Raw genomic sequence first — 22,454 nt, 5'->3', positions numbered from 1 at the left:
TAAAACAACTAAATTTTAAATTATCAATGACCTCAAGAAGACAATTTTTAAAAACAATGGGTGGGGTTACATTACTTACCATTGTTCCCAGAAGTGTACTTGGAAAAGGCATGATCGCCCCGAGCGACCAACTTACCAAAGGGATAATTGGCGTAGGCGGAATGGGCCGGGGCCATATTCCTTACGACAACACGCGTGTGGTAGCCATGTGTGATGTGGACAAAACACACCTCTCCAAGGCAGCAGCCCTGGTAAAAGAAAAGATCAATCTCTACCACGATTTCCGGGATCTTATCCTCGACAAAAATGTGGATATCGTACATATTGCCACGCCACCCCACTGGCATGGGCTAATGTCAATGGAAGCGGCAAAGGCAGGGAAAGATATCTTCTGCGAGAAACCGATGACACGCACGATCGGGGAAGGAAAGCGGGTAAGGGAGGCAATAGCGCAACACGGCAATATCTTCCGTCTTAACACATGGTTCCGGTTCAAAGATCCTTTTTACGGGCTGGGAACACCGATGAAACCCCTAAAAAAACTGGTCGACAGCGGCATGCTGGGATGGCCGTTGAAAGTGACCATCAGCAAACATACCGGATTCGACTGGAAATTCTTCTGGGTAGGGAAAACACACTTGGAACCACAACCAATCCCGCAGGAACTCGATTACGACATGTGGCTCGGACCGGCTCCCTACAAGCCCTATAATGCACACCGCGTACACGGGACCTTCCGTGGATACTGGGACTACGATGGAGGGGGCCTCGGTGATATGGGACAACATTATATCGATCCCGTACAATACATGCTGGGCAAAGATAACACAAGCCCTGTCAAGGTGGAAGTAGATGCACCCCAACAGCATCCGGATGCAGTGGGGACATGGAGATCCATCACATATACTTATGAAGACGGTTGCCAGATCATTCTCTGGGGAGGCGACTACGGAGAACCGGATACCCCCTATATTGCAGGACCGAACGGGAATGTATATAAGAATTTTGTATGTGATATACCCGACTGGGAAAAGAAACTGGCTGATTTCCCCGAGCCTCAGGCTCAAAACACCGATTTCCTTGAATGCGTACGCAACAGGCAGAAATTCGCACTGAATGAGATCAACGGGCACCGTTCCTGCACTATTGTAAATATGGGTACGGTGGCGCTCCAACTGAACAGAACGCTGGAGTTCGATCCGGTGAACGAACTGTTTATAAATGATGCCGAAGCCAATCGCCTGCTGGACCAACCCGTCCGGGCACCCTGGACTATTTAACCAATGTGATGATTTATTGATTTAACGATGTGATGATTTATCTGTTTACTAATTTGTAATTCAGACGGTCATCCCAAATCATAAACTTTAATTTTTCACTTTTCACTATTAATTTTTAATTTCTAAAATGAAACATATACAATTACTTATACTCTGCCTGGGCCTGCTTATTACAAGCGGCATCCAGGCCCAATTGCCGGAAGGAAGGACAAAAGCTACCGTCATTGCCGACGCATTGGCCCAACTGCCGGCCGATACACCCCACAAATACAATCAGGTAATAGCCGATCTGGTATCTACCGGCGAGGAGGGTTTACTTGATCTGATCGGCAGGATGAACCCTCCCGGAAATCAAAGCAACGAATCCCTCGATTACGCCATCAGCGGATGGATCCATTTCGTGGCAAACGACGATGCTGACCGCAGCATTGCGGCAGGAGCCTTTGAAAAGGCTCTCAACCAGCCATTGGACAAGGAAGTAAAAGCATTCCTGATCCGTCAACTCAGAACAATTGCCACAGACGACAATGTAGATGTGCTGTCTACCTTCCTCAGGGATGAATATCTATCTGACCCCGCTGCACAGGCATTAGTCTCTATCGGAACGGAAAAAGCCGGTAATGCATTGCTGGCCGCCCTTACGGATTCAAATGACGAAAAAATCAGATTGAACCTGGCAAACGCTATCGGACAATCCGGTTACCAGAAGGCAGAACCGGCCTTGTTGGGTCTCCTTAATCAAAATCCGTCGGAAGCGATGCGGAAAGTACTACTCAATGCCTTGGGGAATGTGGGTAGTACAGAATCCCTCAAGGTATTACGCAATGCTGCAGAGAATGCCGGTTATGCATACCGGAAAGATAATGCTACCGCTTCGTACATCTCCCTGCTCGGCAGACTGAACAGTACCGGACCTAAACTGGTGAAAAAGGAGGCGGAAAAATTGCTGGCCACAGGCAAAAAACTTGACAAGCAGGATATCCGGATCGCAGCAACCAAACTGCTACTGACCCAACCAACAGTAAAAAAAGAGGAGGTCCTGAAAAATGCCATTAAGGAAGGGGATATTACCTACCTTTCAGGAGTACTTAATCTTTATCCGTTCCAGGATGACAGGAAATCGACTGAACTGGTACAGACAACGCTTGCTTCTACCAAGTCACCGGAAGTACAGACTGTACTTATCTACTGGCTTGGTAATCACAATAAGAAAACATCCATACCGCAAATCACACGACTTGCCAATTCATCGGCCGGTATGGTGCAGAAGGCAGCTATCCTGTCATTGGCTAAACTTGGAGGGGAAGAGTCACTTATCGCACTGGCATCTCTCCTGAAAAGCGATAACGATGAGACTGTCGCACTGGCAAAAAATGCCCTATCAACCTATAACGGAGATATTTCCTATACACTTGCTTCCGTTTTTGAGGACAGCGGTGATACAGGAAAGAAGGCGATACTGGAACTTATCGCCAACCGGAAAATGGAAAATCAGTATAATTTGGTTTACAACCAGATGTTCAGCAGCAATACTACCGTAAAGACCGCTGCGGCCAATACGCTGAGAGACGTGTCTACCGACAAGAACCTGTCCGACTTGTTTACCTTGCTTGAGCGGGAAGATGTTACATATGTTCCCACCATACAACAGGCAATCAACGCGGCACTGAGCCATTTGCCCGTAGAAAGACAACTCCCGCTGGTAATAGAAAGGATGAAAAATTCCCCCAACAAACATCTCTATTATACTGCGTTGGCAAACAGTGAATCCCGGCAGGCAATGGATATCATTACCAATGCCTATGCTACGGCAACAGGAGCAGAGAAAGAGGCTGCTTTCGATGCGCTTACCCATTGGAAATCCTTCCACGTAATCTACCCATTGCTGGATATTGCGCGTAACAGTAAAGACAAACGTGAGCTGGAAAAGGTGACGGATGCACTAGTCTCGGTTATCCGTAACTCCGGACAGACCGGAGCTGTCAAATACCTTTATCTCCGTGAGACAATGCAGTTTGCCCAAACCGACAAACAGAAGAATGACATACTGCGGTTGATTGGCAATACCGGACAGTATCAGGCAATGCTTTTCGTGGCACCCTATATGGATGAGCCATCCCTGAAAGAGACAGCAGCACTCGCCGCAATGAATATCGCCATCAATGAACCTTCATTCGCCGGTACGGAAACGACACAGATACTCAATAAGGTCGGCAAGACGCTCTCCAACCCCGATGCCGATTATCAGCGGCAATCCATTGCCAAATATCTGGCGGAAAATCCAACCGAAGGAGGATTTGTTTCTCTCTTCAACGGCAAAAACCTGGACGGATGGAAGGGTTTGATAGAAAATCCTATTAAACGAGCGAAAATGAGTCCGCGGGAACTGGCTGCCGCGCAGGCGAAAGCAGACAAGGAAGCAGCAAATGACTGGAAGGTTGAGGACGGCAATATCGTTTTCGACGGAACAGGTTATAATAACCTCTGCACTGAAAAACAGTATGGTGATTTTGAAATGCTGATAGACTGGAAACTCTACCCCGGACCGGAACCCGATGCAGGGATCTATTTACGCGGAACACCGCAGGTACAGATATGGGATACAGCCCGTACGAACGTAGGGGCGGAAGTAGGATCAGGTGGATTATACAATAACCAGCAAAACCCGAGTAAACCGCTCAAGGTGGCTGACCAAAAGGTAGGGGAATGGAATACTTTCCTTATCCGGATGATCGGAGAACGTGTATCGGTCTGGTTGAACGGAGAACTGGTGACCGATAACGTGATCCTGGAGAACTTCTGGGACAGGAACCAGCCTATTTTTCCGGTGGAACAGATTGAGTTGCAGGCGCATGGCAGTAAAGTGGCCTACCGCGACATTTTCATCAAGGAAACACCTCGTCCTGAACCGTTCAAATTATCATCTGAAGAGGAAAAAGAAGGATTTCGCATCCTCTTCGACGGAACAAACCTTGACCAGTGGACAGGAAACAAAAGAGATTACGCAGTGGAAAGCGGTAACATCGTTTTACATCCCAGCCAAGGTTCCGGAGGCAATCTCTATACCAAAGACCAGTTCGACAATTTTGTCTTCCGTTTCGAATTCATGCTCACACCCGGGGCCAACAACGGGTTAGGTATCCGTACACCTCTGGAAGGGGATGCCGCCTACATGGGGATGGAATTGCAGATACTGGATAATGATGCGCCTGTCTACGAGAAACTGGCCATATACCAGTACCACGGATCGGTCTATGGTGTAATCCCTGCGAAAAGGGGATTCCTCAAGCCGGTTGGTGAATGGAACTATCAGGAAGTGATTGCTAATGGCGATCATATCAAAGTGATACTTAACGGAACGACCATCCTCGACGGCAATATCCGCGAAGCGTCCAAAAACGGAACGATAGATAAACGTGAACACCCCGGATTACTCAATAAGACCGGCCATATAGGTTTTCTGGGACATGGTTCAAAAGTGAAGTTCAGGAATATCCGTATCAAGGAACTGCAATAAGAGAGATAAGATACTTACGTGGAATGCGCCGTGCGGAAAAAATCGTACGGCGCATTTTTATTATCAACTTACCAGCTTCATTCCTCCCCACACGGCCAACAGACCTACAAGTACACTTGTAAAGGTATATAAAGCAAACAATCCCCATTGGTTGGCTTCTATCAGCCGTAAATTTTCGAATGCGAAAGTAGAGAATGTGGTATATCCACCGCAAAATCCCACGATAAGAAGCAATCGGAATGACTGGTTCTCAGGTTGATGAGCAAGCATCCATCCTGAGAGAAGGCCAATCAGGAAACATCCGGTCATATTGACAACCAACGTACCCGCAAACAACCATTCGGCAGCTACATACCGAGCAACGAGACGGGAAGCAATGAACCGGAGTATACTGCCGATCCCGCCTCCGATTCCTACATAGAATATATCTTTCCACATATTGTTTGCACTTTTTGCTGCAAAGATATGGATAATAGCCATACCTGCATGATATTATCACCGTAAAACAACGCTTTCGGCAATCAAACAGAGACCGGCAATTTCCAGAACCGGCAGGATGATTTATTCAAATGAATAGCTATATTTTGTGCGGTCTTTGGCATATTCGCATGATATGGTATTTGTATGTTTCTAAAGGACCTGGAACAAATGTTTTCCCGAACCGACCTCTACCTTTACAAAACCTTGCTCGACTTTTCCTTTGTATATATTGCCGTCAACTGTAAGCTGAAACTTCTTTAATGATACAGGCACCCACACCTCTGCAATTGTATTAGCAGGGATGGTCACTTCCATTTCGAAAACCATCGGGAACATGTTGGCATGTAACGAACTGTGGTCGGTACCGATGCCGTCGTTGTAGTAACCTAAAAAACGATCGGTATGTTCCAACAAATCGGTAGTCAGGTTGGCAGGCGCTTGCGCAAAACAGGATTGAATACCAAGAAGTGTGATCAATAGGAAACTTAGCATATTTTTATTAATTTGAGTCCTCTCCGAATTTATCATACAAAAGAATTATCAACTAAATTCTCCCCCGACTTTTCGGAGTGGACTCAAGGATAGAATCACAAAATCATCCAGGGACAATTGCTTCATATTTCCGTAGTAATTCTTTAATCTCTTTGGGCTCAACTTCCAGGGGAGAAATACCCTTCCTTGATGCTATAACAGCCGTAATAGCTGCAGCTTGCCCCATCCCCATACATGAAGCCTGAACACGTAGAGCGGAATTGGCAAGTCGATCACTGCTTACACATCGTCCCGCAACTAACAGATTTTTACTATTCCTGGGGATTAATGCCCGCAAAGGTACTGTAGCTACTGTGTGTTCATTCAAATGCTTGGGAACAACACCATGCTTGTCGTGCAAATCTATTGGATAAAAAGAATAAGAAAGAGAGTCTTCATGTACTTTTCCACTGACGTAGTCATCATGCGTGATTTGATATTCTCCGTCGATCCGGTACGTTTCCCTCACGCCTGCTTCAGTCTGCATAGATAGCAATCGCACTTTTTCGCATCCTGGTAGAGTTCTCAGAAAGCGAAGCATTTTCAACAGGGAGGTACGACCTTTTATATTTGTAATGGTATGGGTTTCCGAAGTAGTGGAATCTGCACCTAAAATATGCTGGATATTATCACCCTGATTTTGTAATAAAGCATTGATACTCCTAAAATCAATCTTGGAGACTCTCCCGTTTGCTACAGCCTCATCATATTTCACCTGAATCAGATTCATATCTAATTTACCCATATCGTAACCCCCAATCTTGAATTGGAGTGTACCTGGTTGATTTTCTTCTTCACGTAAGACCTTAAAACCGGCCAAGGCTGTTACAAAAGCATTTCCGGTACAATCTATTAGCTGGTTAGCGCGAATACGTGTATGAATACCTTTTCCCATAACATCCACTTCCCATAGACCATTTTTAAAGACTGCCTGTATCGGCGTTTCATAATATCGGATATGTACACCTGCTTCTAAACATTTTTCTTCGGCAAGCAACGCATACAGATAAGGATTCAATCGAATCTGGTGTTTCCAATGCCACCGTCCGGTTGGAATACTGAAATCAGGAAAAGTATCATTACCGAAACGCACGGTCTCAGAAACTAATTCCCATCCTATTCCCTCGATGATTTGTTTTCCCCATGCGTGAAACAAGCCGGGGAAAGAAACACCCCCGGTAGTTGTTGTTCCTCCTAACTGGCTTCCATTCTCTACCAAAATCGTACTGCATCCGGTTCTTCCCGCTTGAATTGCGGCAATTGTTCCTGCAGTACCACCTCCGATAATTAAGATTTCTGTCTCAATTTCTTTACGGGATCCTACCCTATATTCTAAAGAAGAGGCCACACTTCTTTTGGGAACTATACTAGTTAAAGAGATCGCTCCTACTGTTTTCAACATTGTTCGTCTTCTCATAACGTCCTAATTTTAATAAATTTATGACATAATGTAATTGATCAATTATTAATAACCGGGATTCTGGTCGTTTTTCGGATCAAGTGCTTGATTGTAATTTAATTCGGATGAAGGAATCGGCCATAGATAAGCTTTTTCAGGAATGGTTACTTTTTTTGCCTCACCAATAATCTCATTTGCTTTTCCTGTTCTTTTTAAATCATACCAGCGTTTTCCTTCAAAAATAAATTCATACGCACGTTCCTGTAAAACTAAATCCTGAAAAGATAGAGCATCATACTCCCCTACTTTAAAGTCAATTGAAGAAACTGTTTCTGGATCTATACCATACGCTCTCCGGTGTACCTGATTCAGCATTTCCATTCCTTCTGCAGTCGGGCCATTCGCAGCCATACAAGAAGCCTCAGCATAAATAAGCAAGGCATCGGGATAACGCATCAGTGGCAGATCATTTCCGGCACCCGTAGACCTATCCACTGCTTCTGTATCTGCATATTTTCCACACACCATAGTGGTCGCACCCAGGCCAAAATCAATATTATCCCAAAGACGTTTTCGCAGATCATTTTCATCCCAGTTTACGAAAAATATATTTGTAGCATCACTGTAATGAGCGTAAGCCCCTCCAAAATTAAAGTGTCCTGAAGCTTCATGATTCAATACCCATAATATCCAGTTACCAAACCCTACCTGACGTGTGTATTTGATATAAAATATTTCTTCGCTGCTGGTTATCAGGTCGGGACCGAATACGTTTGCCCTCAGGTCATCTGCGGATGTGACAGAAACGAGCGTATATTTGTTCGATTTGATTACTTCGTCCGCCTTATCTCTTGCGTTAGCGTATTCTCCTAGCGTAAGGTATACGTCAGCTAAAAGTGTTTTCGCTGCATAAATACCGGGCTTACCCGATTTTGAAGGAGTCTCAGGCAAATACGTCTCGGCATACTCCAGATCTTCACGGATAAAGGTATAAATATCTGTAACCGGCGACTTAACGAGATCCCTTTCTTTTAGGTTATTCTCTGTTCTAAGGGGAACAGCTCCATAATTCCGCACCAGATGATAATAGGCTAAAGCTCTCAAGAAACGCACCTCGGCAACAAAACGTTCCACTTGTGCCGTTGAAATTTTTTCATTCTCCTTTGTATTTAAAATAACGATATTCGCATTTCGGATAATAGAATAAAAATTAACCCAATAATCATTCATTTCGTCTATACTTGTAAAACCCTGCACATTACTAAGTATCGAACGGCTTCCTCTGCCATATCCCCAATCCGTATGGGCATCCAGCCGGACAATCAACTCGCTCCAGGTAGCCCCCTTGAAAGATAAATATACAGCATTGACAGCAGTCTCAACCTCTTCCGGAGTATTATAAAATAATTCCTCTGCCACTGTCTTAGGCCTCTCTTCAAGCAAATCTTCACAGGATAGTAAAGTTACAAGAAATAGTATAATTAAAAAGAGAGAATTTCTATTTAATAAGGTAGTATTCATAGCGTGATATTTTATCTGATTGACAAATTATTAAAACTGGGCACGTAAACCAAATGTAAACGTTTTAGAATTAGGATAGACATTATCGTCAATACCGAGTATTGTAGAATTAGAACCTCCTCGTGCGTTTACTTCAGGATCCCATCCTGAATAATTTGTGAAAGTCAACAAATTTTGTGCGCTTACATAAATTTGTAACGCTTTCATCCAATCCGCTTTAAGCTTATTGAGTGGTAATTTATAGGTTAATTGGATATTCTTTACTCTCAGGTATGACCCATCCTCTACAAAACGATCTGACATCTGATATTTGGTGTAATAACTGATTTTGGGATATTTTGCAGTGGGATTATTTTCGGACCAATGGTTATTTAATACATCTTTAATCATGTTTAAGCCAAAACCATAATCATATGCATATGACATTTTACTTATGTTCAATAGATCATTTCCGTATGATCCTTGTAGAAAAAGACTCAACTCAAAGTTTTTCCATGACATATCTGAACGAAGTCCATAAATAAAATCAGGATTGGGATTACCAATATAGGTACGGTCTTCTTGGTTAAAGGCTCCATCTCCATTCAAATCTTTATATTTGATAAAACCATCTTCATCATATCCGTCTTCCTTATACCCATAAAAGATACCAATAGGTTGCCCTTCGCGTAAGATATTGACATTACCACTCAACGACAGGGCTCCTGAAGTAGGACCTAAAATATCTTCCCCATTATATAATTTCAAGACTCTATTCCGGTTAAATGAAATGTTGGTATTCACGTTCCAATAAAACGGCCCTTCGAGTAATAAAGCATCCAGACCTAATTCAAATCCTTTATTTTGGACCTTCCCGACATTTTGAATAGTGTTCGTCCAGCCCAAAGAAGAGGGGAGTCTAACCGTATTCAACAAATCCCGGGTGTCTTTTATATAATAGTCTGCTACTAGGTTCAATCGATTGTTCCAAATTCCCAGATCAATCCCGGCATTTAATTGCGAAGTTGTCTCCCATTTTAAATTCCCCGGTAATCTGTTAGTGGGAGCGAAGGTAGCATTAAGAGCATCATCAAAAACCACTTTATCTGAAGAGAGTTGATTCAATGTCACATAGGGACTAATAGCTTGGCTTCCTGTCATCCCCCAGCTAGTCCTGAATTTCAAGTTCGAAACAACAGCATTATCTTTAAGGAATTCTTCTTCCGAAATTCGCCAGGCCAAAGCTGTTGATGGAAAATATCCCCATTTGTTTCCTGCACTAAACCTGGAAGAACCATCTGCCCGGAAACTGACTGTGAGTAAATATTTATTATCCAGATTATAGTTGATTCTACCAAGATATGACAACAATAAGGATTTTGTATAATTACTCCCCGGTATACCCGGATTTTCTCCGGCAGCAAGGTTATAACTCTGAAAATCATTACTTAAGAAACCGGAACTACTACCTGATAAACTTGTATTAAGGAAATCCTGATATGTAAATCCTGCTACTGCTGATAGATGGTGGATATCTTTAAATGTATTTATATAGCTTATTGTATTCTCATTAAGCAAGCTGGTATACTGGGTTGCGCTCACACTCGCAGAACCTGTTGAACGGAAATAATTTGTAGTAGTATAGTTATCTGTTCTGTCATCTCTGTTTTCCACCCCTCCGGATATCTTAACCAGAACGTTTTGAATCGGTTTAAATTCTAAAGCCGCGTTGACCAATGCTATGTTAGCTTTAATATGGGAAGATGTTTCATAAATAAAATTAAGAGGATTGATAATATCCGTAGCAACAAACGGATATGCAATTGCCAAAGTTGTATAATCCCCGTTCTCGGTGTAAGGAGAAAGAGTCGGTGCAGCTGCTAAAGTAGAACCAATTAAAGAGGTTCCTCTAGATCCCCCGCCACTATCTTTTCTTTCTGTATCCAAACGAGAAAGAGTGGAAGATAATGTAATTCCAAAATACTTACTGAGTTCATGATCAATATTTGTCCGGATGCTATAGCGATCATAATTGCTTCCCTCAATAATCCCTTCTTGATTGAATACACTTCCTGAAATGGAATATCTAGTTTTTTCGTTACCTCCACTCACATTCAGGGAAGTAGTCAGAAGCGGAGCCTGCCGAAAAGCCAGACTTTGCCAATCAGTACCTATCCCAAAGTTCTGAATCTGATCAGAAGTAAAATACTCTTTTCCCGTATCATTCAATTGTTGGATATTATAAAAAGTGGCATATTCCTGGGCATTCATCAAATCCATCCTAGAAATAATTGATTGGAGACTATAGCTCGTTTCTAAGTCAACAATAGCTGCACCTGCCCTACCCTGTTTTGTTGTAATCAAGACTACACCGTTTGCCCCTCTTGACCCATATATTGCCGTAGCAGAAGCATCCTTAAGAATTTCCATACTTTCAATATCAGAGTTGTTTAAAATAGTCTGATTCGCAATCGGAAACCCATCTATTACATACAATGGCTCATTACTCCCCTGTATAGAATTAGCACCCCTTATCCTGATACTCATCGTTGCTCCGGGTGCACCGGAGTTCTGCATGACTTGTACTCCGGCCGATTTTCCTGACAGGGCCTGCATAATATTGCCAGAAGGATAATTATTAATCTCCTCACTCCTAATCTGGGCTATCGATCCTGTAACATCGCTTTTTCTCATTATTCCATACCCCACGACTACGACCTCATCCAATGCCTGGGTATCCTCCTGCAAGACAATATCAAAACGTGTTCTACCTGTAATAGTAATATCTTGTGTCAGATAACCGATATACGAAACATGAAGGACAGCATTTTCTTCCACCTGCAAAGCGAAAGTGCCATTCACATCCGTTATGGTCCCATTTGTAGTTCCCTTTTCCACAATATTAGCGCCGATAATGGATTCTCCGCTCTTATCGACAATTACACCGGTAATTGCAATTCTCTTTTTCTGTTGCCCGAGAGAATTCTCTTTCTCTCCCGGTTTTTTCATGATATAAACCTGCCTTCCGTCGATCTTGTAGGTGTTTTGTGTATCCGCGAAAAGCAAGTCGAGTACTTTTTCTATAGACTCGTCACTCACCCGCAAAGTAACCTTCCGGTTGAGATCAATATCGTTATTGTTATAGAAGAAAACCATGTCACTGGTTGTCTCAATAACACGAATGATCTCCCTTACCGACTTATCAGTCTGGTGAATCGTAATAGCCTGTGCATATGATTCCCAAAGGGAAAACAGTTGTACAAAACAGATCATAACGATGATCTGAGCTCTTTTCCGCCTAAATCCAAATTTGATTTGCTTCATGACATAGTAAATTAAGTAAACTAAAATAATTGATTATCGATTAAATTGTATTCTGTATTGGTTGTCCTTTACACCAAAATTAAAGGAAGCTATTTGTGACAGGTTATTGAGTAAATGCGAAAGATCTTCTTTCAGTTCCAGCTTACCCGAGCATACGATCCCGGATGGTTGCTGCGGGAAGATCATAATTACATTATAATAACGGGCCAACTGCTGAAGGATACTTTCAATAGGCTCATCCCTGAATATATATATACCGTTGCGCCACGAAGTATATATTTCCGCATCTACTGTTTCCACACTACTCACCTGTCCGCTATATGTATACAATTGATTAGGTACCAACCGGGTATTTTTCCCCTCTAACCTGATATCCACCGATCCGTCTACCAACACAACTTTTCTTAGCGCATCTTCTTTGTAAGCCGACACATTGAAAGATGTACCAAGCACACAAATCTCCAGTTTGTCCGTTTTCACAAGGAAAGGCCGGTTTTCATCCCGTCGTACCTCGGCATAGATTTCCCCGTCTACATATATCTCTCTTTTATGATCGGGGAAAACAGCCGGATAGATCACTGTCGTACCGGCATTTACCCAGAGAGAAGTCCCGTCGGCCAGTGTCAGGGAGGCGCGTTTCCCATAGGGCACATATAGTTGATTATAAGATAGTTCTGCGGATTTCGTATAAACGGTTCCCTTATTAACGGCTTCATTATTAATGGTCAATGCCCCTGCATTGTCATATTTTATTTCTGCATCTTCCCCGTCGATTTCAACCTGTCTGTCTTGTGTGACAATACGTATTTCACCTTGTCCGTGTTGTTCATGAAGCGATTGAAATTTTGCATAATCAATCTCCTGGTTATTCTCATGATACAAACTATTCCTCTCGAAAAGGGAGGTAAAAAATAGCCCGATAATGATTGCAATGCAGGCTGCAACAGTGAGGTATTTATACAGTCGGATTCCTTTCTTACGCCTGTCTTTCAACGAATTTCGGGTTGTTTCAATCCTCTTCCATAGCTGGTCTTTTCTCCGCTGGGGCAATTCATAGCGACTCTCCCTTATGGATTCCAGCAACATATTGGCAGAAATGAATTCATTCAGATCGATCTTTTTACGGTCAATGAGTTCCGACCAAAAGAATTCGCTCTCCTTAGTGGGAGAAATCATAGACTCGATGAAGAAATCATCATCAAGGAAGTCAATGTCTTTATAATTGGTATAATCTGTTCGCATTTTATATCTGTAAACTCCTGTATGAATGTATAGCTCTATGTTAATCGGCATTCGGGGGAGATGAAATATCTTTTTTACGGATCTTCGAAATAGCCCGGTGTACCAGCACCTTCACCGACTGGTAATTGATTTGCATGATCTCCGCTATTTCATCATAAGAATATCCTTCGATAAAGCGCAAGTGAATGGCTTCCTTTTGATGTAGGGTAAGGCCTGACAACAGACGTTTGACTAATCTGTCCTTATGGCTTTTCTCCTCATTTTCAATCCATAAATCCTGACTGTTTTTTTCGATAAACGAGTCGGAACCATCATTTACAATTTCCACATAGCGTTTGTTATTTCTTAATAAAAATAAAATCCGATGACGGAACGCTGCTATCAGATATTGTTGCAAGTTGGAAATATGGTTGAATCTCTTTTCATTTGTATAGATATCTATAAATACATCATGTATTGCATCTTCTATCAGTCCTGTATCAGAATGAAACGACTGGCCATAAGCATACAGGCTATCCGCATACGTCCTGTACATAAACGCAAGCAGGTCTTCGTTCCCGTCAAATACTGTACCCTGACCGGATCGGATCTTTACGGCCTTCTTTATTTTCATTTTTTTCAGATCTATCTCCATGATACTGTCTTCAATAAAGAGAGAAAATTCTGATATCTTTCATAATCGGACCGATGCATATATAACGAATTCTTTTTGCGACATTGCTAAATGAGAATGTTCAAAACGCATTTATATTAATAAGGGGAAAGTGATTTGCAAAAGTATACAATCAGATAGTTAAAAATATACAAATCAAACATTATTACTTTATCCTATTTCCTATTTACTTTATTGTATAAAAATGCAAGATGAATTTTCTTTACCGATAGTTTTTATTAGTTTTGTGATACAAAATTAGTTTGTATGAAAAGAATCCATTTTACCTCAATTTTAGCAGTAGTTTTATTGCTGTCTTTCTCATTGCATGCACAGGAAAATCTGTCTTTTGGACAGAATAAAGAGATTATCTCCCCGGAGATACATGCCGACAACTCCGTCACATTCCGTTTAACGGCTCCTACCGCTAACAACGTATCTGTGACAGGCGACTTTCTGGCTCCCGGTGAGGAAGCAGATATGACTAAAAATGCCGACGGCGTATGGAGCTATACAACACATCCCCTGCCTTCCGAATTATATACCTATGCATTCAACGTGGACGGGCTGCAGGTGAACGATCCCAATAATGTTTACTACCGGCGCGACGTAGCCAGCACATTGAACGTACTACTCGTCGGCGGCGGACAGGCTGACCTCTATAAGGTGAATAGTGTCCCGCACGGTACAGTAACAAAACGGTGGTATCAATCTCCCGGCAACAACATGACCCGGAGGATCACCATCTACACACCTCCCGGCTATGAAAAGAGTGACAACTCTTATCCTGTCCTTTACCTACTGCATGGCATGGGTGGCGATGAAGAAGCATGGATGACCCTCGGACGTGCATCTCAGATAGCGGATAATCTGATAGCCCAGGGCAAAGCAGAACCGATGATTATTGTGATGCCCAATGGAAACGTGGCACAAGAAGCCGCACCGGGAGAGTCGAGCCTGGGTTTCTACAAGCCACAATTCCGTCTACCACATACTATGGACGGAAAATACGAAGAGACCTTTCACGAAATCATCCGGTTTGTCGATTCCCAATACCGCACCATTCCTGAAAAGAAAGGCCGCGCCATCGCAGGCCTCTCCATGGGTGGATTTCATACCTTGCACATTTCAAGATACTACCCCAATACCTTTGATTACATGGGACTCTTCTCTGCTGCTATCATGCCGGATGAAAAGGTAAAATCAAAGGTGTACGACAATATAGGAGAAACATTGGCTACTCAAGAAAATAATGGTTATGCTCTATACTGGATCGCTATCGGAAAAGAAGATTTTCTCTACCAGGCCAATATCGATTTCAGAAAAAAACTCGATGCAATGGATTTCCCATATATTTACCGGGAATCAGAAGGCGGACATACATGGCGTAACTGGCGGATCTATCTATCGGAATTTCTGCCGATGCTATTTAAAACCAGATAATTGATTAGTATCTATATCAAGCAATTAATTGAATCCCTTCAGGGATTGTCGTCTAAGTAATATAAACAAGCAAAGAACAATCTGTATTTTTTTATTTTTTAAATAAAAAATAACTATCTCCCTTTTTCGTTTCAATGATTTAATTCATAGTTTTGTAGGGAGTATCCGCATACAAAAAGGATATTCAGAAGTTCTCGAACATCCATATATGGTTTTCTTTCCGGATAATCGGGTAAACACTCTCCAGAAAATATATAAACCGATATAAAACAACAAATTATGTCAACAACAGTCAAATTGTACTCTTTCAGTCTCAGTAATACAAAGACTTATCTGTTCGCAGCGATATTTATTGTCGGCAACCTGCTCTTACCGCAGTTGGCACATCTTGTACCGCAGGGTGGATTAATCTTCCTTCCTATTTATTTCTTTACGCTGATCGCCGCTTACAAATATGGCATACACGTGGGATTACTGACCGCTGTCTTATCTCCGTTAGCCAACCATCTGTTGTTCGGCATGCCACCCGCAGCCGTACTTCCGGCTATCCTCATTAAATCAGTTATTCTGGCTATTGCCGCTGCATTAGTCGCCAAACAAGCCGGAAAAGTATCACTTCTGGCTATTCTAATTGCTATCCTTGCTTATCAGTTGGTCGGAACCGGTATAGAATGGGGCATGACACAAAACTTTGCCATTGCCGTTCAGGACTTCCGTCTCGGTGTTCCCGGTATGCTTATTCAACTCTTTGGCGGTTACTTCCTGTTGAGGGCAATAGCCAAAATATAAGATGATTGCAGGAAAATCATTTGAGGAAGTCATGCAAAGGTTTCGTGAGATCACCTTTCACGAAACCTTTGATATGATCGTCGCTATTGCTAACGGAGGTATTATTCCGGCAGCGATCATCAACCAGCGACTGAATATCGAAATACAACTTCTAAAGATCAATCTGCGTGATCCTGATCAGCAGCCGAGATACGATAGCCCAAAACTGATCTCACCTATAGAATTCGATTATAAAGACAAATCGATCCTTTTAGTGGAAGATCGAATAAAAACAGGAGCTACGGTACAATACGCCATCGATCTTTTACATGGTGCCCGGCAAATAAAAACATTCGCCGTGAACGGGAAGGCCGATTATTCGCTCTACGATGAATCCTGCTTCAGATTTCCCTGGATAATGTAAACAGGATCTTTCTATTAAATAAGGTCACACTCTCCATAGAGGTGCAGCCCTATAGGCACAACACTCTTTAAAACAAACAATTATCAGGGTAAGTATGTACAAAATCACCCTCTTATTATATTGCATGTTACTGTCAGCATCCCCGCTGGTAGCCGGAAACATTCACCCCGGAAACGAACCGGATGAAGAACTGAACGACACCGTTCGACTCGATGAAATAATTGTCACCGGCACCATGCCGAAAGTCAATCTGCGCAACCTGCCTATGAGCATATCGGTAATTTCAGGAAACCAGATTGAAGAAAGGATTCAACCCAACATTCTGCCTCTGCTGACCGAAGAAGTGCCGGGCCTGTTCATTACCCAGAGAGGTGTGATGGGTTACGGCGTGGCCAACGGGGCGGCCGGGGGGATGAGCATGCGCGGGATCGGAGGAGCACCTACCACAGGTGTATTGGTGCTGATCGACGGACATCCGCAGTATATGGGACTGATGGGGCATCCGCTGGCCGACAGTTACCAGTCCATGATGACGGAACGGGTGGAAGTGGTACGCGGCCCGGCTTCGGTACTCTATGGTTCGAATGCCATGGGTGGCGTGATCAATATCATCACCAAAAAACAACAACGGGACGGATCGCACGGCATGGCACAGGTAATGTACGGAAGTTACAATACATTGAATGCGGAAGCATACACGGGATGGAAAAAAGAAAGATTGCACTTAGTTGGAAACATAGGATACAGCCGCTCTGACGGGCACCGGGAGAACATGGATTTCGAACAGTGGAACGGCTATGCAAAGGTGGGATACGATATTTCACGCAACTGGAAAAGTTTTGCAGACCTGAATATCTCCAACACGGAGTCATCGAACCCGGGGCCGGTGGCCGCTCCCATTACCGATAACGATGCCGATATCACCCGTGGAATGACTTCTCTTGCCATCGAGAACGAGTATACAAATACATCGGGGGCAATAAAGCTGTTTTACAACTTTGGCACGCACCGGATCAACGATGGATACAGGGAGGGAGGACAACCCGTACCCCAACGCTTTAACTCATCCGACCGGATGGCGGGAGTATCGGTATATCAATCCTATTCTTTCTTTGCAGGAAATAAAACGACTGCCGGTTTTGACTATCAACACTTCGGTGGCGAGGCAAAGAATAAGTTTCCCGATGAATCCGACAATGTACAGTTAGCCGATACCTCGCTCTACAATATGGCAGGATACCTGAACCTGCAACAGACCATACTCAATAATAAACTGACGCTGAATGCAGGTATCCGGCTCGATCACCATCAGATCAACGGCTCGGAATGGATACCGCAACTGGGGGCAAGTTTCACTCCTTCGGCTACGACTGTACTGAAAGCAATCGTCAGTAAAGGATTTCGTAACCCCACCATTCGTGAGATGTACATGTTCCCGCCGCAAAATCCGGATCTGAAACCAGAACGGTTGATGAACTACGAGATATCGCTGCTGCAAATGCTGATGGATAACAGATTGAGCTTAGGCGTCAACCTGTTCTATATAAAGGGCGACAACATGATACAACAACCGCAACCGAATATTGGCCAATGGGTCAATATAGGGGAAGTGGAAAATAAAGGTTTCGAGCTCAGTGCAAGTTATCAGGCAATGCCGAATCTGCGTTTTTCGGCAAATTACAGTTATCTTGACATGACCTATAAAATACTTACTGCACCTGAACACAAACTCTATGTGAGTGGTAGTTATACCAAAGGACCCTGGGGAATTTCCACCGGAGTGCAATACATCGGGAATATTTATACCTCCCCGTCTGACACCCGGCAAGAGACCTTTGTACTTTGGAATGTCCGTGCCAATTACCAGTTACTCGATTGGCTGAATCTCTTCATAAAGGGAGAAAACCTATTGGGTCGGAAATATGAAATCAATGCCGGATATCCAATGCCGGGAGCTACAATTTTCGGTGGAATACGGGTGAAAATTTGATTTACTGATTTAACGATTTGATAATTTACTGATTTGAAGATTTAGGGATTCAAGGATTTTGCATTGGTAATTGGTAATTAGTAATTGATAATTCATAATTAGTAATTGGTAATTCCCACATTTAGTCAACCAAAATAAAAAAGAGATTATGGATAGACGGAATTTCTTACGAGCGGTAGCTCTCACGGGAGCAGCGCTTACCACAGTAAAAGAGACAGATGCGATGAGCGTACTCACCCAGTCGTTCGAAACCGCCAATGCCGCCAAAAAATATGATTTGGTAGCAGTAATGGGAGGCGAACCGGAAGCTATGTTCCGCAAAGCGATCGCCGAGATGGGAGGAATAAGCAACTTCATCAGCAAAGGCGACAAAGTATGTGTAAAACCTAATATCGGATGGGATCAACCCGTAGAGATGGCGGCCAACACCAATCCGAAGCTGGTTGAGGAGATCATCAAACAATGTTTTGAAGCAGGTGCAGCGGAGGTCACGGTATTCGACCATACCTGCGACGACTGGCGCAAATCTTATGCCAACAGTGGCATTGAAGAGGTAGCCAAAAAAGCAGGTGCCAAAGTGGTGCCCGCCCATCAGGAGTCGTATTACAAAACCGTATCCCTACCCAAGGGAAGAAGCCTGAAAACCACCAAGATCCACCAGGCAATTGTGGACTGCGATAAATGGATCAATGTCCCCGTCCTGAAAAATCATGGTGGCGCCCAGCTTACCATCTCGATGAAGAACTATATGGGGATTGTATGGGACAGGGGGTTTTTCCATGCCAACGACCTGCAACAGTGTATTGCTGATGTGTGTACTTATCCTAAGAAACCGGTTTTAAATATAGTAGATGCGTACAGGTTGATGAAGACCAGCGGCCCAAGGGGAAGGTCTCTCTCCGACGTGGTGCTTTCCAAAGGCCTTTTTATCTCTCAGGATATTGTCGCCGCAGACACTGCTGCTGCCAATTTCTTCAACCAGGCACGTGAAATGCCGCTCGACAAGGTAACACATATCTCCAAAGGAGAAGAACTGGGTATCGGCACAATGAAACTGGACAACCTGAACATCAGGAGACTGCGGATATAATACTCCCCTCTTTTGCCCGTATAATCCGCAATCTTATCCGGTATCCATCGCCGGAGGGTGTTGTTGTGCCAAATCGCCCTTTATGTCACTTATCAGAAGGAAAGCATCATGTTAAAAAGAATACGTGTTACACTCTCTCTTATCCTGTTTATACTCATTACACTCTATTTTCTGGATTTCAGGGAATTCCTGCCCGATCGCCTCAGCTTTCTGGCCGAAATACAACTGATCCCGGCACTTCTTGCCCTTAATATCGTCATTCTCGTATCATTGGCGGTGCTAACCCTTCTTTTCGGCAGGATTTACTGTTCATCTATCTGTCCTATGGGTGTCTATCAGGATATAGTAGCATGGTTTTCCAAGAAGTTGAACAGGAAAAAGAAATACCGGTATAGTAAAGCTAAGACCCTGCTTCGCTGGAGTGTGCTGGCTGGCACGACTGCGGCATTTATCTTCGGATTCACCTTTCTGTTGGGACTACTCGATCCTTATGGTGCCTACGGAAGAATAGTGACCCATCTGCTGCGCCCGGCCTATTTAGCGGGGAATAATCTGCTGGAAATTATCTTCACCTCGTTCAATAATTATACTTTTTATAAGGTCAGCATCTATATCCTTAGCATCTTTTCTCTTGTAACCGCCCTTATTACCCTGTTAATCATAGGTTACATGGCATGGCGTAATGGTAGAACCTGGTGCAATACTATCTGTCCCGTGGGAACCACACTTGGTTTCCTGAGTAAATTCTCCCTGTTCAGGATCCGGTTCGTAGATGAAAAATGTAACATGTGCGGATTATGCGCCATGAAGTGCAAGGCTTCCTGTATCGACTCAAAAAACAAGCAGATCGATTACAGTCGTTGCGTTACCTGTTTCAACTGCATCGAAAGTTGTAACCGCGACGCAATGAAATACACCCTTGTCCGGCCGGGGAAGAAAAAAGAAACCGACGCGGTGCCGGCATATACTCATGTGAAAGAAGAGAAGCAGGTCGATGAGTCGAAACGCCGCTTCCTCTCCGCTTCCCTGGTGACGGGATTAGCGGCAGGAAAACTTATCGCACAGGAGATGATCTCCGAAGAGCTGCTTCCGAGAAGAGAATTCAAACGACAAATCCCTATTGCTCCTCCGGGAACACCCACTTTCGACCACCTGCGGGAGAAATGTATCTCCTGCCACCTTTGTGTAAGCAAATGTCCGTCACATGTGATCAAACCGGCTTTTCTGGAATACGGACTTGGAGGAATAATGCAACCGAAACTCTACTTCGATCACGGCTTCTGCAATTACGACTGTACTATCTGCGGAGAAGTTTGTCCCACCGGGGCCATCCTTCCATTGACAAAAGAGGAAAAGAACCATACCCAGATGGGACAGGTACAACTGATCATTGAAAACTGCATCGTCTATTACGACGAGACAAGTTGTGGTGCCTGCTCGGAACACTGCCCCACACAGGCCGTACATATGGTTCCCTATAAAGGGATGCTGACCATCCCCGAGATCAGGCCGGAGATATGCGTGGGTTGCGGCGGTTGCGAATATGTCTGTCCCGCTATCCCTTATAAAGCCATTTATGTGGAAGGATTGCGATCGCAGAACATCATCGAGATTGAGCACGATGAGGTAGAGGAGATTATGATCGATGATTTCGGATTCTGATACGGAAATAGAAAATTAGTCAAAAATAATTGATACTTTTGCAAACTTGTTATCTTTTTCTTTGTTGTACCGTTATAATAGTAATTTGATTTAGCGAGTACAAAAAGGAATTTTTTCGATAAGGTGAGTGTCATGAGTAGAACAACTGCCATATTATTGCTACCCATCATGATGATCTTTGCGATACAACCCGTTATCGCATTGCATTATTGTGCAGGAGAGTTGCAATCACTCAACCTGTTTGCCCGGCACGCCGCCACAGATATTAACCCTGTACATGCGGCAGACCACGGGAATAACCATTCCTGCTGCAATTCGCACAGGACCGGGAATTCGGGCACGAATGAAGATCCGAGGAGGATTGGAACTGCCCGTCACGGTCATGAGTTACACTTTGCCGGAGACAAATGCTGCAACACAGAGATACTTGAGCTAACTACCGATGACTACCAGAATAAGGTAGAACAGCCGGCCTCCCGCCTCTTACCTCTCTCTTTTGACACTGTAGGAGCCATTTTGACCCGGTTGTATAAATTATCGGATCCCATAACCGACATCCGTACCCCTCATCCTGACTTTCCTCCGGAAGGTCTTTTCCTGAAAGATGTAAGCTTGCTCACTTACATCTGTATTTACCGTATTTGATTTATCGGTCGCGTTTACAGGCACAACCTTATAAGGTTTCTATGGCCTTTCTTTAATTAAAGGGTCATTACTCATATGGTTGCGCAGGTAATCTATTGTTTTCTCTTTTTAATACATATCTAATCTCTTAACTTTTTTATGATGAACAAGATCATCAAATATTTCCTGCATAACAGGTTAATAACCATATTACTGCTGATCCTTATTATCGTGTGGGGGATTGCTACGGCGCCATTCAACTGGTACAGCCTCCTTCCCCGCGATCCGGTGCCGGTGGATGCGATCCCGGATATCGGAGAAAATCAGCAGATTGTCGCTACAGAATGGATGGGACGCTCGCCCATAGACATACAGGAACAGGTCACCTACCCCCTTACCACCTCTTTACTGGGTATTCCGGGAGTGAAAACGATCCGTAGTTCTTCCATGTTCGGTATGTCATTTATCTATATCTTAAAAATCTCATTTAAAATTCCCAACTCAAGTTAATAGTTTTCAAAGCGGAAT

16 protein-coding genes and 1 pseudogene are annotated in these 22,454 nt (G+C 43.5%); 10 read left to right on the top strand and 7 right to left on the bottom strand.

Annotation, left to right across the window (positions count from 1 at the left end):
- The first annotated feature begins 26 nt into the window (after positions 1-26).
- Both U2P89_RS10865 and U2P89_RS10860 read left to right on the top strand, forming a co-directional pair.
- The gene (locus tag U2P89_RS10865) at positions 27-1,280 is read left to right on the top strand and encodes a Gfo/Idh/MocA family oxidoreductase (RefSeq protein ID WP_322191413.1); all 1,254 of its coding nucleotides are present in this window, start codon (positions 27-29) and stop codon (positions 1,278-1,280) included.
- Positions 1,281-1,407: 127 nt separating this feature from the next.
- On the top strand, positions 1,408-4,797 hold the full coding sequence (locus U2P89_RS10860; RefSeq protein ID WP_322191412.1) for a DUF1080 domain-containing protein: 3,390 nt from the start codon (positions 1,408-1,410) through the stop codon (positions 4,795-4,797).
- A gap of 63 nt (positions 4,798-4,860) precedes the next feature.
- Here U2P89_RS10860 and crcB read toward each other — a convergent pair whose 3' ends face one another.
- The 7 genes from crcB to U2P89_RS10825 form a co-directional block, all read right to left on the bottom strand.
- Positions 4,861-5,235 (bottom strand): fluoride efflux transporter CrcB, encoded by a 375-nt coding sequence (gene crcB, locus U2P89_RS10855; RefSeq protein ID WP_076932064.1) that lies wholly within the window; start codon positions 5,233-5,235, stop codon positions 4,861-4,863.
- 192 nt (positions 5,236-5,427) lie between these two features.
- Positions 5,428-5,769 carry a hypothetical protein gene (locus U2P89_RS10850; protein ID WP_154670966.1) on the bottom strand — a complete coding sequence of 114 codons (342 nt, stop codon included), beginning with the start codon at positions 5,767-5,769 and terminating at the stop codon, positions 5,428-5,430.
- Between the two features lie 103 nt (positions 5,770-5,872).
- Positions 5,873-7,225, bottom strand: a complete 1,353-nt coding sequence (locus U2P89_RS10845) for an FAD-dependent oxidoreductase (RefSeq protein ID WP_076929464.1) — start codon at positions 7,223-7,225, stop codon at positions 5,873-5,875.
- 48 nt (positions 7,226-7,273) lie between these two features.
- Positions 7,274-8,728 carry a RagB/SusD family nutrient uptake outer membrane protein gene (locus U2P89_RS10840; RefSeq protein ID WP_076929462.1) on the bottom strand — a complete coding sequence of 485 codons (1,455 nt, stop codon included), beginning with the start codon at positions 8,726-8,728 and terminating at the stop codon, positions 7,274-7,276.
- A 30-nt stretch (positions 8,729-8,758) separates the two neighbouring features.
- Entirely contained in the window at positions 8,759-12,031 is a 3,273-nt protein-coding gene (locus U2P89_RS10835; RefSeq protein ID WP_322191411.1) for a TonB-dependent receptor, read from the bottom strand.
- Between the two features lie 33 nt (positions 12,032-12,064).
- Positions 12,065-13,273 carry a FecR family protein gene (locus tag U2P89_RS10830; RefSeq protein WP_322191410.1) on the bottom strand — a complete coding sequence of 403 codons (1,209 nt, stop codon included), beginning with the start codon at positions 13,271-13,273 and terminating at the stop codon, positions 12,065-12,067.
- A 40-nt stretch (positions 13,274-13,313) separates the two neighbouring features.
- Positions 13,314-13,886, bottom strand: a complete 573-nt coding sequence (locus tag U2P89_RS10825) for a sigma-70 family RNA polymerase sigma factor (RefSeq protein ID WP_322191409.1) — start codon at positions 13,884-13,886, stop codon at positions 13,314-13,316.
- 306 nt (positions 13,887-14,192) lie between these two features.
- Between U2P89_RS10825 and U2P89_RS10820 the strand changes: the two genes are divergently transcribed.
- From U2P89_RS10820 to U2P89_RS10785, 8 genes and pseudogenes are all read left to right on the top strand, one after another.
- Positions 14,193-15,368, top strand: a complete 1,176-nt coding sequence (locus U2P89_RS10820) for an esterase (protein ID WP_322191408.1) — start codon at positions 14,193-14,195, stop codon at positions 15,366-15,368.
- Positions 15,369-15,647: 279 nt separating this feature from the next.
- Entirely contained in the window at positions 15,648-16,157 is a 510-nt protein-coding gene (locus U2P89_RS10815; protein WP_091908135.1) for an ECF transporter S component, read from the top strand.
- 1 nt (position 16,158) lies between these two features.
- Positions 16,159-16,560, top strand: a complete 402-nt coding sequence (locus U2P89_RS10810) for a phosphoribosyltransferase (RefSeq protein WP_091908133.1) — start codon at positions 16,159-16,161, stop codon at positions 16,558-16,560.
- A 94-nt stretch (positions 16,561-16,654) separates the two neighbouring features.
- On the top strand, positions 16,655-18,550 hold the full coding sequence (locus U2P89_RS10805; RefSeq protein WP_322191407.1) for a TonB-dependent receptor: 1,896 nt from the start codon (positions 16,655-16,657) through the stop codon (positions 18,548-18,550).
- A gap of 148 nt (positions 18,551-18,698) precedes the next feature.
- A complete protein-coding gene (locus U2P89_RS10800; RefSeq protein ID WP_322191406.1) occupies positions 18,699-19,640 on the top strand; it encodes a DUF362 domain-containing protein in 942 nt (313 codons plus the stop codon).
- Positions 19,641-19,748: 108 nt separating this feature from the next.
- On the top strand, positions 19,749-21,302 hold the full coding sequence (locus tag U2P89_RS10795) for a 4Fe-4S dicluster domain-containing protein (protein ID WP_322191405.1): 1,554 nt from the start codon (positions 19,749-19,751) through the stop codon (positions 21,300-21,302).
- Between the two features lie 132 nt (positions 21,303-21,434).
- On the top strand, positions 21,435-21,947 hold the full coding sequence (locus U2P89_RS10790; protein ID WP_154670964.1) for a hypothetical protein: 513 nt from the start codon (positions 21,435-21,437) through the stop codon (positions 21,945-21,947).
- Positions 21,948-22,085: 138 nt separating this feature from the next.
- A pseudogene (locus U2P89_RS10785) lies at positions 22,086-22,403 on the top strand (efflux RND transporter permease subunit); the annotation flags it as partial.
- Between the last annotated feature and the right edge of the window lie 51 nt (positions 22,404-22,454).

Source organism: Proteiniphilum sp. (assembly GCF_034331125.1).
Lineage (GTDB): Bacteria > Bacteroidota > Bacteroidia > Bacteroidales > Dysgonomonadaceae > Proteiniphilum > Proteiniphilum saccharofermentans.
The sequence above is the reverse complement of the archived record's forward strand: the minus strand, read 5'-3'. Positions and strand labels throughout refer to the sequence as shown.